This is a genomic window from Gordonia sp. GONU, assembly GCF_024733855.1.
Lineage (GTDB): Bacteria > Actinomycetota > Actinomycetes > Mycobacteriales > Mycobacteriaceae > Gordonia > Gordonia amicalis.
On the sequence record NZ_JANRHB010000008.1, the window covers coordinates 16,339 to 30,021 of the forward strand.

Consider the following 13,683-nt stretch of genomic DNA (forward strand, 5'->3'; position numbering starts at 1 on the left):
CGGGGCCTGACACTGTCTGACCCGGCCCGCGGTCGGTACTCTGGATAACCGTGCATCCCGACGTGACCGCAGACCTCGAATCCCTCGACACCACCTTGACCACCGTGGAAAAGGTGCTCGACCTCGAGGAGCTCCGTCGTCGCATCGACGAGCTGGAGATGCAGGCCTCCGATCCCGACCTGTGGAACGACCAGGACCATGCGCAGAAGGTCACCAGCGAGCTCTCGCACGCCCAGTCCGAGCTGCGCAAGGTCTCCGAACTGCGTCAGCGCCTCGACGACCTGCCCGTGCACTACGAGCTCGCCGACGCCGAAGAGGGTGACGACAAGACCGCCGCCCTGGCCGACGCCGATGCCGAGCGGGCGAGCCTGCGCGCCGACATCGAGGCCATGGAGGTCAAGACGATGCTCGCGGGTGAGTACGACTCCCGCGAGGCACTGGTCAACATCCGCTCGGGCGCGGGTGGTGTGGACGCCGCCGACTGGGCACAGATGCTGATGCGCATGTACATCCGCTGGGCCGAGCAGAAGGGGTACGGCGTCGAGGTCTACGACACCTCCTACGCCGAAGAGGCGGGCCTCAAGTCCGCGACCTTCGCGGTCAAGGCGCCCTACATGTACGGCACCCTCTCGGTCGAGCAGGGCACCCACCGCCTCGTGCGGATCAGCCCGTTCGACAACCAGAGCCGCCGCCAGACCTCGTTCGCCGAGGTGGAGGTGCTGCCGGTGGTCGAGACCACCGACCACATCGACGTCGACGAGAACGACGTGAAGGTCGACGTCTACCGCTCGTCCGGCCCCGGCGGTCAGTCGGTCAACACCACCGACTCCGCCGTGCGTCTGACACACATCCCGACCGGCATCGTCGTGACCTGTCAGAACGAGAAGAGTCAGCTGCAGAACAAGGCGTCGGCGATGCGGGTGCTGCAGGCCAAGCTCCTCGAACGCAAGCGACTGGAGGAGCGCGCCGAACTCGACGCACTGAAGGGCGACGGCGGTTCGAGCTGGGGCAACCAGATGCGTTCCTACGTGCTGCACCCGTACCAGATGGTCAAGGACCTGCGGACCGGCGTGGAGGACAACAACCCGACGGCCGTGCTCGACGGAGAGCTCGACAAGTTCATCGAAGCCGGCATTCGCTGGCGTATGGCGTCCGCCGAAGCGTGACCGTGCAGCCGGGAGCCGCGCTGCTGGCCGCCGGGCCGTCCCCGACCGAGATCCTCATCGGCCGGGTCTATGTCTGGCTGGCCACCAACGGACTCGAGATCGTGATCTGGATCCTGGGTGCGGTCCTGCTGGCCCGCGTCATCCGGTGGTTCGCCGGCAAATATGCCACGCGGGTCGAGTCGCGCTTCTCCACCAGCGACCTCATCGTCCAGACGGAGGACGCCAAACACCGTCGGGCGCTGGTCGATGTGGTGGCGTGGACGCTGATCGTCGGCATTGCGATCGTCGTCGTCATCCACATCCTGGGCGTGTTCGGGATCCCGCTCAGCGGGCTCACCGGACCGACCGCGGTCATCGGTGCAGCCCTCGGTTTCGGCGCGCAGCGCATCGTGCAGGACATCCTGGCCGGCTTCTTCGTCGTCGCCGAGAAGCAGTACGGCTACGGCGACGTGGTGAACCTGACCGTCACCGGCAACGCCCCGGCCGAGGGAACCGTCGAGGACGTGACCCTGCGGGTGACCAAGCTCCGCACCACCGAGGGTGAGGTGATCACCGTCCCCAACGGTCAGATCATCAAGGCCACCAACCTCTCCAAGGACTGGGCACGTGCCGTGGTCGATGTGCCGGTGCCCTCGGAGGCCGACATCGGTCTCGTCAACGACACCCTCGACCGGGTCGGGAGCGAGTTCTACGAGCTGCCGAGGTGGCATGACCTCCTTTTGGACGCGCCGTCGTCGCTGGGTGTCATCAGCCTGGAACTCGATTCGATCACCGTCCGCATGGTGACGCGAACCCTCCCCGGCAAACAGTTCGAGGTGGGTCGGGCATTGCGCGTCCACATCATCCGGGCGCTGGCACGGGAGGGGATCAACGTGCCCCCACGTGACGTCCAGGCGTCGAGTGGGCCGCCGGCAACGTTGGCCGACCAGGTCGCGCGTGACCGGGGCGGGGACGAGTGATGGCCGAATCCCCACAGGGCTCGTCGCCGTCGGATCCGCAGGACGGACGTCGCTTCCGGTTCCGGTGGAATCAGCACATCGGTAGGACGTCGGTACGGATCAGCACCACGATCCTGTTCGCCGTGTTCATCGTCTGTTGTGTCCTCTACGGCTACACCTCGCAGCGCTACGGCGTGGTCGCGCCGGAACCTCCTCGGCCTGCACCGAAGACGTCGCAGGTCGTCGACACACCGGTCTATGAGGAACCGGTGCCGTCGACGTTCAGCGAAACCACGTCCGGCAGCCCGTCGGGGTCGTCGACCAGCGAGCCGGGCATCGACGGCGGGACCGAGGGCGGTACACGCTCCACGTCGACGCCGTCCACCACCCGCCCGACGATCCCGGGTCTGCCCGGGGTGGAGATACCGCAGTTCGGCGCCCCGACGCCGACCACGCCGGTCCCGACACGCTGAGGTCGACGCAACCGCTGCCGAAGGGGCAGGTCAGGAACATTCACGGTGTGGTGTGTCGCGCCTGAACGGACTCTCAGGCGTCGTCGTTACACTGGCTCATCGTGATCAAGCTGGAGAACGTCACGATGCAGTACAAGGCATCCTCTCGGCCGGCTCTGAAGGATTTGAGCTTCGAGGTCGACAAGGGGGAGTTCGCGTTCCTCATCGGACCGTCCGGATCGGGCAAGTCGACGTTCTTCCGACTGCTGCTCAAGGAGGATCGGCCGACGAGCGGCGACGTGTATCTCGGTGAGTTCCACGTCAACAAGCTCCGGGCCCGGGACGTGCCCAAGCTGCGACAGTCGATCGGCTGCGTGTTCCAGGACTTCCGTCTGCTGCAGAAGAAGACCGTCGCCGAGAACGTCGCCTTCGCGCTCGAGGTGATCGGTCGCCCGCGGTCGACGGTCCAGCGCGTGGTGCCCGAGGTGCTCGAGTACGTCGGCCTCGAGGGCAAACACGACCGCATGCCCAACGAGCTGTCCGGCGGCGAGATGCAGCGAGTGGCGATCGCCCGTGCCATCGTCAACCGCCCGCTCGTTCTGCTGGCCGACGAACCCACCGGAAACCTCGATCCCGAGACCAGCGAGGAGATCGTCGACGTCCTCGACCGCGTCAATCGTCGGGGCACCACGGTGGTCATGGCCACTCACGACCGGCACATCGTCGACGCGATGCGGCGCCGGGTCCTCGAATTCGACAACGGGCAGCTCGTGCGCAACGACCCGCAGGGTGTGTACGGAATCGGCTGACGGCTCGGCCCACTCCCGACACACAACAACGACCCCCAAGGACGTCTGAGCAAGCATGCGAGCGAATTTCATCATCAGCGAGGTTCTCCACGGACTCCGCCGCAACGCGACCATGACCATCGCGATGATCATCACGACGGCGATCACGCTGGGCATGTTCGGCGGCGGTCTGTTGGTGATCCAGATGGCCGACAAGAGCCAGAAGATCTTCCTCGACCGAGTGGAGATGGAGTTCTACCTCAATCCTGAGGTCACCGAACGCGATCCGCAGTGTGATGCGAACCCGTGTGCGCAGCTGCGCCAGGGACTCGAGAACGAGCCAGGGGTCACCTCGGTGACGTATCTGGACAAGGACGAGGCCTACAAGCGTGCCAAGGAGATCTTCGCCAACAACCCCGACCTCGCCGAGAACATCGTCGAGGGCACGCTGCCGGCGTCGTTGCGGGTCCGCGTCTCCGACCCGGCACAGTTCGACGCCGTGCTCACCAAGTACGCGGGCCGAAAAGACATGGGCGTGGATGCTTTCAAGGACGATCGCAAACTGGTGCAACGTATCTTCAGCGTGCTCGACGGCGTGCGGAACGCGACCTTCGCGATCGCGTCGGTGCTCGCCATCGCGGCGATCCTGTTGATCATCAACACCGTTCAGATCGCTGCCTTCACCAGACGGACCGAGGTGTCGATCATGCGCCTGGTGGGCGCGACGCGGTGGTACACGCAGTTGCCGTTCCTGCTGGAGGCGGTGGTGTCCGCCCTGGCCGGTTCGCTGCTGGCGATCGGCGGTCTGCTGCTCGCGAAGAAGTTCTTCTTCGACACGGCGCTGAAGGAGTTGTACGGCGTCAGCTTCTTCGCCCGCATCGAGCTGACCGACGTGCTGTTCGTGGCGCCCTGGCTGATCCTCGGCGGAATTGTGTTGGCGGGTGCGACGGCATATGTCACCCTTCGTGTGTACGTCCGTGAGTGAGCGGACCCGCTGCTGCCGGTGTGGCGCGGCCAGTACGACTACCGGTTCGACGAGGAGGTGAGTGCGCGATGCCCAAGGAAAAGGGACGCAACGTGATTGCGACGAACCGCAAGGCGCGGCACAACTACACCATCCTCGACGTCTACGAGGCCGGCATCGTCCTGGTCGGAACCGAGGTGAAGAGCCTGCGCGCCGGAAAGGCGTCGCTCGTCGACGCCTTCGCCACCATCGACGACGGCGAGGTCTGGCTGCACGCCCTGCACATCGCCGAGTACGGCCAGGGCTCGTGGACCAATCACGCGGTTCGGCGTAAGCGCAAACTGCTGATGCATCGTCGTGAGATCGACAACCTGATCGGCAAGATCCGCGACGGCAACCTCACGCTCGTGCCGCTCTCGATGTACTTCAGCGATGGTCGCGTGAAGGTCGAGCTGGCGCTGGCCCGCGGTAAGCAGGCCCACGACAAGCGTCACGACATCGCCAAGCGGACCGCGCAGCGTGAGGTCGAGCGTGAGGTCGGCCGTCGGGTGAAGGGGATGTGACCTCACCTTCGGTGAGATAGCCCTCAGGCGGCCCAGTAGAGACGAGTGCCCTCGTCCGCGGGTGCGGTCGCGGGGGCCTCGACGGCTGCCAACCGTGCGCGACGGTAGGTCCGCTCGTACTGTTCGACGTCGGCACGTCGCAGTGGGGGAGTCATCGGATCCGACCAAATGATCATGTCGTCGGAGTGCTGCTTGCTGAGCGCGATCTGCAGCCGGAAAGCTGCGATGGACAGGGCGAACAGCACTGCCACCGCCACGCCGAACGGCCATGACGGCGTACCGATGCCGCCGGCCAGGGACACCACGAAGAGTCCCAGGAAAAGGAATCCGAGAAGCATCACCAGGTACCCGGCGAATGCGTACGACTTAGAGCTGGATGCATTGTGCACGCCACCAACCTCCTTGTTTGACATTGATCGCTACATCCCATGTATCGATACACCGACTGTAGCGCTACGCTTTATGTAGCGCTCGATGGGCGCGTGATATTCCTGAAGCACCGGATTCGACGACGAAGGGTTCCGCGGGTGCCTGCTGACAGCGGCTCGAAGATCATCACGGCTGCGCTGGAGTTGCTGCGCGCGAAAGGTCCGGCCGGGGTGACGATCGAGGCGGTCGCAGCTCATTCCGGCGTCGCCCGCACCACCATCTATCGGCGTCACCGCAACCGGGACGAGATGCTGACCGCCGCGCTCGTCGCCGTGGGAACGCTGCCGGCCCCCGACGAGGATCTGTCCGGTGAGCAGCGACTCAGGTGGGTGGTCCGGCAGGCGGCGTCCATGGTGTCCGACGGCATCGGATTCGGCGGCATGGCGGCGCTGATCACCGATGCCGATCCCGCGTTCACCGAGATCTTCCGAACCGTGCTGTCCAAGCACCGCGCCGATCTCGCCGCGGTCATCGACGACGGCAAGGGCCGTGGTCTCGTGGCGTCGACCGTGGACCCGGACACCCTGCTCGACGGGATCGTCGGGACGCTCGTGGCCGAAAAGGCCAGGTCGGGGAGTGTGGGCGACGACTGGGAGAACCGTGTCGTCGAGATGTACGCCCCGCTCGTGCTCGCCCCGTCGTCCTGTTGATCGAGCTCCGTTTTCCCTGTTGATCGAGCTCCGTCGAAATCCCGGGAATAGACTCCGCTGTCCGACTTGTTAGACTGAAGTACTCGCTGACTTCGGTCGGCGGGTTCCTCCTCGGGGCTGATCGGTTTCGACTACGTGCGTCGAGGTAGGGGAAGCGTGTCGGTGCAGGCTGGAGACCACCGTATAAGCGTCGCAGCAACCAATTAAGCGCCGATTCCAATCAGCGCGACTACGCCCTCGCTGCCTAAGTAGCGACGGCTAGTCTGTCGGCCCGGATTGTGCTCCCGAATCCGGATGCCGGCATCATCTCAGGGAGCTCACCGTCCTCGCCGGTCGCGGGCGAGGACGGAACATCAAACAGCGACTGGGATCGTCATCTCGGCTTGTTCGCGTGACCGGGAGATCCAAGTAGAGACATAGCGGACTGCACACGGAGAAGCCCTACCAACACGACGGAGGACCCGGGTTCAATTCCCGGCAGCTCCACGGCGAAGCGCCCCACCTGTTCGCAGGTGGGGCGCTTTTGCGTACAGCGGTTGGACACGTCACTCGCAACGGCACCGTAGGGATTTGCTGGTCACTTCCGCAGCTCTTCCCACGAACCTCGAAAAGCGTGGGGTCAGTTCGGGAATCTGTGCTGACCTCTAACGTCGAGTTCGGCGAAAGGCTGGTGCTGGTTCTCCGAGTGCCTACCTCAGTAGTAGTGCGCTCGACCGCCCACCGCGCGCCCGGTGGCACCGAGGATCGCCAGGATCACGCCGATCACGGCGATGATGATGCCCAGGGTCCACAGGATCGGGATGCCGAAGATGAATCCGAGAACTAGAAGGATGATTCCGAGGATGATCACCGCGCACACTCCGGAGTTCGGTACTGCAGGATGCTCGACGCTGCTGCAAGCGATTCTCACGTTACTCCCGTCACATCCGGTGGTGCGCAAAATGATGCCCGACGTCGGATCCATGCCTGCAGGCACGTGGGCAACACCCGATTGATATGGCGGATTTCGACAGCCGGCCGGTCTCGGCCGGCGGCTCAAGCCGCCGTCGCGTCGGCGAGCGTGTTCTCTCGATGCCGGCGCCGCTTGCTGATGACGCCGTGGGTCGGGCTGAACAGGAAGACGAGCAGGAACAGGATGCCTTGCACCAGAACGACCATGCCGCCGGGCGAGGTGTCCTGGTAGTACGACACGTACAGGCCGATGACGCCGCACAGTGCAGAGGCGGCCGGAGCGATGATGAGCATCCGGCTGAATCGGTTGGTGAGCAGCTGCGCGGTGGCGCCGGGGATGATCAGCATCGCCACCACCAGCACGATGCCGACGACCTGCAGGGCGGTCACGGCGGTCAGGGCGAGTAGGGCGAGGAGTGCGGCGCCGAGGAGTCTCGGACTCAGACCGATGGCGAAGGCGTGCGTGGGATCGAAGGCGTAGAGAGTGAAGTCGCGGCGCTTGAGCAGAAGGATGACCGCGACGAGGGCACCGAGGATGGCGATCTGGATGAGGTCGGACGTCGAGACGCCGAGCAGATTGCCGAAGATGATGTGGTTCAGATCGGTCTGGCTCGGCGTCACCGAGATCAGGACCAGGCCGAGCGCGAACAGCGTCGTGAAGACGATGCCGATTGCGGCGTCCTCCTTCACCCGCCCGCCGTCGCGGACCGCGCCGATCATCGTCACCGCGAGGAATCCGAAGACGGCCGCGCCGATGGCGAACGGGATTCCGACGATGTAGGCGAGGACCACACCGGGCAGCACCGCGTGGGAGACCGCGTCACCCATCAGCGACCAGCCGATGAGCACCAGCCAGCAGGACAACAGGGCGCACACCACCGACGAGATCAGCGTCGCCCACAGCGCACGCGTCATGAACGCGTAGGCGAACGGGTCGAGGAGGTAGTCGACGATGCTCACGATGCCTCTCCTTGGCGGTCGCGTTCGAGCGGGTCGAGTCCGAAGGCGCGCACGAGATTGTCGGTGGTGATGACCTCGTCCGGAGCGCCCTGGGCGACGACCCTGCGCATCAGCAGGATCGCCTCGTCCGCGAGCGTCGGCAGGACCTGCAGGTCGTGAGTGGAGACCAGTATCGTCACGCCGGAGTCGGCGAGTTCACGCAGGAGTGCGGTGATCGTGGCCTCGGTGCGCTTGTCGACGCCGGCGAACGGCTCATCGAGCAGGAGGATCGACGCCTCCTGGGCGATGCCGCGGGCGACGAAGGCGCGCTTGCGTTGGCCGCCGGAGAGCTGGCCGATCTGGCGGTCGGCGTAGTCGGTGAGTTCGACGCGGGCGAGTGCTGCGTCGACGGCGTCGTGGTCGGCGCGTTTGGGGCGTCGGGTGAAGCCGAGATGGCCGTAGCGGCCGGTCATCACCACATCGCGTACCGACAGCGGGAACGACCAGTCGATGTCCTCGGACTGCGGTACGTACCCGACGAGGCCGGACTTGCGGGCAGCGGTCGGGCTCTTGCCCGCGAGGGTGACCGAGCCGGTGGTCGGGGTGACCGACCCGACGATGGTCTTGAACAGCGTCGACTTTCCTGATCCGTTCATGCCGATTAGGGCGCAGACGCGGCCGGTCGGCACCCGCACCGAGGCGTGATCGAGCGCGAGGATTCGCCCGTAGCGCACGGTGACGTCGTCGACCTCGATTGCCTGCGAGGTGATCATCGGTTGTCTCCCGTCAGTCCCGACACGATGGTCCGGGCGTCGTGGCGGATCAGGTCGAGGTAGGTGGGCACCGGGCCGTCGGCCTCCGAGAGGGAGTCGACGTACAGGGTGCCCCCGAAGCGGGCGTCGGTGGCGCCGACGACCTGCTGCATCGCTGCGTCGGAGACGGTCGACTCGCAGAAGACGGCCGGCACCCGGTTCTTGCGCACGAAGTCGATGGTCGCGGCGACCTGCTGCGGGGTGGCCTGCTGCTCGGCGTTGACCGGCCAGATGTAGCGCTCGGTGAGCCCGGCGTCACGTGCGAGGTAGGAGAAGGCGCCTTCGCAGGTGACCAGTGCGCGTTCGTTGGGCGGCAGGTCGTCGAGTGCCGAGACCAGTTCGCTCTGCACCTGCTGTAGCTGTTTCTTGTACGACGCGCCGTTCGCCGCGAAGATCTCGGCGCCCTCGGGGTCGAGGTCGGTGAAGGCGTCGACCAGGTTGTCGACGTAGATGCCGACGTTGACCGGACTCATCCATGCATGCGGATTCGGTTTGCCCGCATAGGCATCCGAGGCGATGTCGATCGGTGCGATGCCGTCGCTGGCCACGACGTGCTCGACGTCGAGTCCGTCGACGAACTGCCCGAACCAGGCCTCGAGGTTGAGTCCGTTGTCGACGACGAGGGAAGCCGTCGCCGTGCGTCGGACGTCGCCGGGCGTCGGTTCGTAGCCGTGGATCTCCGCGCCCGGTTTGGTGATCGACTCGACGCGGAGACGGTCGCCGGCCACGTTCGACGCGATGTCGGCGAGCACGGTGAACGTGGTGAGCACGACCTTTTCGTCGGGCAGCCGACTCGACAGCGTGCAGCCCGCGATGAGGATGCCGACCGCAGCGATGAACGCACCGAATGGCAGGAGCCGGCGGTCGGCATGCAGCTTGGGCATGCCGACACTATAGTTTCGGGCCCCCGAACTTTCTACCTGGGTGGCCCGCATATCCCGTCATCCCCGAGATCCGCCCCCGAAAGGCGCCCTGCTCAGCGCAGTGGGCGACATATCGTCGCCGGTGGGTCCACGGTGGGAGGCTACCAGGGGCGGATTTCGGGGGTGGATTTCAGCTGGCGTCAGATGACGCCGGCCTCACGCAACTCCTCGAGCTCCCCGGTCGACAACCCCAGCAGCTCGCCGTAGACGGTCTCGTTGTCGCATCCCGGGGCCGGGGGTCCGGCGTTGCGGATGCCGCCGGGGGTGTCACTGAACTGCGGCACGACGCCGGGTCCGAGGACCGTGCGCTGCGCCCGTTCGTCGTAGTGTTCGGCGATCATCCCGCGTGCCCGCAGGTGTGGGTCGGCGACCACCTCGGCGACCGTGTTGACCGGTCCCACAACGACTCCCGCGGCGCTCAGGACCTCGGTGAGTTTGTCGGGCGAATACTGCGACGACCATTCGCCGATCAGTTCGTCGAGCTCGTCCTGGTTGCGACCGCGGGCGGCGTGGTCGGCGAACCGCTCGTCGGTCGCGAGTTCGGGCCGGCCCATCGCCTGACAGAGGCGTGCGAACACCGAGTCCTGGTTGGCCGCGATGATCACATGTGTGCCCTCGCTGGTGGGGTAGAGGTTCGACGGCGCGATGCCGTCGAGGCGCGTTCCCGACGGTCCGCGCACCACGCCACCGGCGTCGTAGTCCGCGATCGCCGACTCCTGAACGGCCACACAGGATTCGATGAGCGACGTGTCGACGACCTGGCCCTTGCCGGTCACCGAACGGCGGTAGAGTGCCGCCAACGCGCCCTGCGCGGCGAACATCCCGGCGAGGGTGTCGCCGAGCGAAAGTGCCAGTCGCGGAGGCAATTGCCCGGGGTAACCGTTGAGATACCGTAGGCCGCTCGCCGCTTCGGCGACGGATGCGTAACCGGCACGCGTCGAATCCGGTCCGGTCTGGCCGTAGCCGGACACACGTACGACGATAATGCCCGGGTTGCGCTCGGACAGCACCTCGGGACCGATGCCCAGGCGCTCGAGGGTACCGGGCCGGAAGTTCTCGACGACGATGTCGGCGTGGTCGGCGAGGCGGAGGAAGATCTCGCGTCCACGATCGGAGCGCAGGTCGAGGGTGATCGCCTTCTTGTTGCGGCCGTGGACCGTCCAGTAGAAGCGATGGCCGTCGACCTCGGCCTGGCCCCAGGTGCGGATCGGGTCGGGCTTGCCCGGCGGCTCGATCTTGATGACGTCGGCGCCCATGTCGCCCAGGAGTCGGGCGGCATGCGGGCCCGCGATCAGGGTGCCCAGCTCGAGTACGGTGACGCCCTCGAGCGGTCCGGTCGGCGCTGCGGGCCGGTCCGGCGCGGCAACGGTGTTGTCGGTCATGGAAGACAGTGTGGCGGGTCACAACCGGCGACGCCATCACCAGGTGACCGATTTCCGGTTGGAACGAATCGCTACCGACGTTTCATCGTCGCCGATCTCCCGCTATGGTGTGTGTCGTCGAACACATACTCGGGGAGGCTTTGAATGGTTGAACACGCATCGGGGACCGGGCTCTTGCCCGACATCCGTCTCGCCGACATGGCGGCGGGGGTCGCGTCACTGCGCAAGGACATCGGGACCGTTCTGCGTGTGCTGCCGGAGATGCTGCCGAAGCCGCCGACGACCAAGATGTCGATCGGCAAACGCTTCCAGCAGTCCGTCGACAAGTACCCGGACCGCGACTTCCTGCGCTTCGAGGGCTCGTCGATCACCTACCGCGAGGCCAACGCCCGCGCCAACAGGCTCGCCGACTTCCTGACCCGGGAAGGTGTCGGCAAGGGCGACGTGGTGGCGGTGCTGTCGAAGAACCACCCCGACGTCGTGATCGCCATGCTCGGCATCGTCAAGATCGGCGCGATCTGCGGCATGATCAACTTCCACCAGCGCGGCGCGGTGCTCGAGCACAGCCTGGGTCTGATCGGCGCCAAGGTCGTTCTCTACCAGGAGGATCTGGTCGAGGCTCTCGACTCGATGCCGGAGAGTGCGCGTCCATCAAAGGAATTCACCTTCGAGAAGCTGTCGTCACTGACCGCGCCGTGCTCGCCGGTCAACCCGGCGGCGACGGAGACCGTCGAGCTCGGGTCGACCGCAATCTACATCTTCACCTCCGGAACCACCGGATATCCCAAGGCCAGCAAGATGACCCACTACCGCTGGCTGGTGGCCATGAACGGTATCGGCGGCCTCGGCATCCGACTCCGCGGTGACGACGTGATGTACACGGCGCTGCCCTTCTACCACAACAACGCGCTCACGATCTCGCTGTCGTCGGTGCTCGCGTCGGGCGCCTGCCTCGCGATCGGCAAGCAGTTCTCTGCGTCACGGTTCTTCGACGAACTCATCGAGAACGACGCCACCGCGTTCAGCTACATCGGTGAGCTGTGCCGGTATCTCCTTGCGCAGCCGCCGAAGCCGACCGACCGTGCACACCGCGTGCGGCTCGCCGTCGGCAACGGACTGCGTCCTGACATCTGGGACGACTTCACCGAGCGTTTCGGCATCGACCGCATCGTCGAGCTGTATGCCGCCAGCGAGGCAAACATCGGCTTCGTGAATGTCTTCGGGTTGTCGAAGACCGCCGGATTCTCGCCTCTGCCGTACATCGTCGTCGAATACGACGAAGAGACCGGCGAGCCGTTGCGCAGCGGCGACGGACGGGTCCGCAAGGTCGGCAAGGGCGGTACGGGACTGCTTCTCGCGCAGATCAACTCGCGTGTCCCGTTTGACGGTTACACCGATCCCAAGGCCACCGAGAAGAAGATCGTCCGCGACGCCCTGAAGAAGGGTGACCAGTGGTACAACAGCGGCGACGTGGTCCGCGACCAGGGTTTCCACCACATCGGGTTCGTCGACCGGATCGGTGACACCTTCCGCTGGAAGGGCGAGAACGTCGCCACCACCGAGGTCGAGGCCGTCCTCGACGCGCACGACTCCGTCGAAGAGGCCGTCGTGTTCGGCGTGCCGGTGCCCGGCGTAGACGGCAAGGCCGGGATGGCCGCCGTGAGTCTCCGCGACCGTCAGGAATTCGACGCCGCGGGGTTCGCCGCGCACGTCCGCGATGGACTGCCGAGCTACGCGGTGCCGCTGTTCGTGCGGATCGTCCCCCAACTCGAACACACGTCGACCTTCAAGAACATGCGCACCGAACTGCGCAAGCAGGCCTACGGCGAGACTGGCGACGATCCGATGTACGTGCTCTCCGGCGACACCTACGTCGAGTTCTATCCGGAGTTCGTCGAGGAACTGTCGGGGTCGCGGCGCCCGGCCTGATCGAGCGCCTCGTAAACCCACCATTGATCGCCAGATCCTCCACCCATGGGGGTGCTGGGTTTGGTGATCAATGGTGGGTTCGTGGGTTGTCAGGCCTGACGCAGCGCGGAGAGCCGTTCGCCGACGAAGTCGAGGGCGGTGCGCTGCCACAGACCGATGTGGTCGAGCATGGCGTGACCGCCGTCGGGGACGTTGATGAACTCGGCGTCGACGCCCTGAGCCGACAGCTCGTCGATACCCTTTCGGGTCCGCTTGGCGAATGTGCGTTCGTCGGCGTCGCCGTGGACCGCCACCACGCGGGCCCCGGGCTGGATGTGCCGCCAGTCGGCGAACTGCCACCACGGGGCGAGCGCCAGGACGCCGATCACCCGGCGATCGGTCGCCAGTTGTGCGGCGACCCGGCCGCCCATCGAATGTCCGATCGCCACCACGGGGGCGCCCGGGTGGCGACGGCACATCTCGTCGAGAGCGGCGCGCGCCGGCAGCATCGGACTGTTCTCCTCGCCGTTCCAGCCGTAGACGCGGTACCGCACCTGATGCACGCGCACCGCCCGTCCGTAGCGGAGCCGCAGCGACCACGTGAACGGATACATCCGCAGCGCCGACGCCTGCCACGGGGTGAACGGCTTGCGGCTGTCGTCGGTGCCGCCGGGCAGCACCAGGACGACGAGGCCCGTCGAGTCGCGTCCCGGCGAGAACAGTCTCGGGGAGAACATGGCGGGTGGGCCGGGGTTCAACATGGTCTGGCAGGCCTCCAACGGCGCGTCGGCGATCGTTCCACCCTAGCGATTCGATTC

15 protein-coding genes and 1 other RNA gene are annotated in these 13,683 nt (G+C 66.0%); 9 read left to right on the forward strand and 7 right to left on the reverse strand.

All coding sequences use genetic code 11. The features are described from left to right. Positions 1-50: 50 nt before the first annotated feature. From prfB to smpB, 6 genes are all read left to right on the forward strand, one after another. The gene (gene prfB, locus NWF34_RS09760) at positions 51-1,166 is read left to right on the forward strand and encodes a peptide chain release factor 2 (protein WP_006435867.1); all 1,116 of its coding nucleotides are present in this window, start codon (positions 51-53) and stop codon (positions 1,164-1,166) included. Further along, positions 1,163-2,125 (forward strand): mechanosensitive ion channel family protein, encoded by a 963-nt coding sequence (locus tag NWF34_RS09765; RefSeq protein WP_258324853.1) that lies wholly within the window; start codon positions 1,163-1,165, stop codon positions 2,123-2,125. The genes prfB and NWF34_RS09765 overlap by 4 nt, the downstream gene beginning before the upstream one ends. Further along, on the forward strand, positions 2,125-2,577 hold the full coding sequence (locus NWF34_RS09770) for a hypothetical protein (protein ID WP_258324854.1): 453 nt from the start codon (positions 2,125-2,127) through the stop codon (positions 2,575-2,577). Before NWF34_RS09765 ends, NWF34_RS09770 begins: the two co-directional genes overlap by 1 nt. 101 nt (positions 2,578-2,678) lie before the next feature. Continuing rightward, a complete protein-coding gene (gene ftsE, locus NWF34_RS09775; protein WP_006435870.1) occupies positions 2,679-3,365 on the forward strand; it encodes a cell division ATP-binding protein FtsE in 687 nt (228 codons plus the stop codon). A gap of 55 nt (positions 3,366-3,420) precedes the next feature. After that, positions 3,421-4,329 carry a permease-like cell division protein FtsX gene (gene ftsX / locus NWF34_RS09780; protein WP_258324855.1) on the forward strand — a complete coding sequence of 303 codons (909 nt, stop codon included), beginning with the start codon at positions 3,421-3,423 and terminating at the stop codon, positions 4,327-4,329. A 68-nt stretch (positions 4,330-4,397) separates the two neighbouring features. Beyond that, a complete protein-coding gene (gene smpB / locus NWF34_RS09785) occupies positions 4,398-4,871 on the forward strand; it encodes an SsrA-binding protein SmpB (protein ID WP_258324856.1) in 474 nt (157 codons plus the stop codon). A 23-nt stretch (positions 4,872-4,894) separates the two neighbouring features. Here smpB and NWF34_RS09790 read toward each other — a convergent pair whose 3' ends face one another. Continuing rightward, positions 4,895-5,260 carry a hypothetical protein gene (locus tag NWF34_RS09790; RefSeq protein WP_258324857.1) on the reverse strand — a complete coding sequence of 122 codons (366 nt, stop codon included), beginning with the start codon at positions 5,258-5,260 and terminating at the stop codon, positions 4,895-4,897. A 138-nt stretch (positions 5,261-5,398) separates the two neighbouring features. Here NWF34_RS09790 and NWF34_RS09795 point away from each other — a divergent pair, with 138 nt between their 5' ends. Both NWF34_RS09795 and ssrA read left to right on the forward strand, forming a co-directional pair. Next, the gene (locus NWF34_RS09795) at positions 5,399-5,950 is read left to right on the forward strand and encodes a TetR/AcrR family transcriptional regulator (RefSeq protein WP_258324858.1); all 552 of its coding nucleotides are present in this window, start codon (positions 5,399-5,401) and stop codon (positions 5,948-5,950) included. A 113-nt stretch (positions 5,951-6,063) separates the two neighbouring features. After that, positions 6,064-6,439, forward strand: a transfer-messenger RNA (tmRNA) gene (gene ssrA / locus NWF34_RS09800). Between the two features lie 205 nt (positions 6,440-6,644). Here the strand turns inward: ssrA and NWF34_RS09805 are convergent. The 5 genes from NWF34_RS09805 to NWF34_RS09825 form a co-directional block, all read right to left on the reverse strand. After that, positions 6,645-6,800 carry a DUF6131 family protein gene (locus tag NWF34_RS09805; protein WP_096274988.1) on the reverse strand — a complete coding sequence of 52 codons (156 nt, stop codon included), beginning with the start codon at positions 6,798-6,800 and terminating at the stop codon, positions 6,645-6,647. Between the two features lie 185 nt (positions 6,801-6,985). Further along, positions 6,986-7,861: a metal ABC transporter permease gene (locus NWF34_RS09810; protein WP_258324859.1), complete on the reverse strand. Its 876-nt coding sequence runs from the start codon at positions 7,859-7,861 to the stop codon at positions 6,986-6,988. Next, on the reverse strand, positions 7,858-8,613 hold the full coding sequence (locus NWF34_RS09815; RefSeq protein ID WP_258324860.1) for a metal ABC transporter ATP-binding protein: 756 nt from the start codon (positions 8,611-8,613) through the stop codon (positions 7,858-7,860). Before NWF34_RS09815 ends, NWF34_RS09810 begins: the two co-directional genes overlap by 4 nt. Next, the gene (locus NWF34_RS09820; protein ID WP_258324861.1) at positions 8,610-9,536 is read right to left on the reverse strand and encodes a metal ABC transporter substrate-binding protein; all 927 of its coding nucleotides are present in this window, start codon (positions 9,534-9,536) and stop codon (positions 8,610-8,612) included. Before NWF34_RS09820 ends, NWF34_RS09815 begins: the two co-directional genes overlap by 4 nt. A 179-nt stretch (positions 9,537-9,715) precedes the next feature. Beyond that, positions 9,716-10,957 carry a CaiB/BaiF CoA-transferase family protein gene (locus NWF34_RS09825; protein ID WP_258324862.1) on the reverse strand — a complete coding sequence of 414 codons (1,242 nt, stop codon included), beginning with the start codon at positions 10,955-10,957 and terminating at the stop codon, positions 9,716-9,718. A gap of 144 nt (positions 10,958-11,101) precedes the next feature. On the opposite strand from NWF34_RS09825, the gene NWF34_RS09830 reads away from it, so the two are divergent. Then, entirely contained in the window at positions 11,102-12,886 is a 1,785-nt protein-coding gene (locus tag NWF34_RS09830; protein ID WP_258324863.1) for a long-chain-acyl-CoA synthetase, read from the forward strand. A gap of 89 nt (positions 12,887-12,975) precedes the next feature. On the opposite strand, the gene NWF34_RS09835 is transcribed toward NWF34_RS09830, so the two are convergent. Then, positions 12,976-13,626, reverse strand: coding sequence for an alpha/beta fold hydrolase (locus NWF34_RS09835; RefSeq protein ID WP_258324864.1), 651 nt, complete (start codon positions 13,624-13,626; stop codon positions 12,976-12,978). Positions 13,627-13,683: the final 57 nt, after the last annotated feature.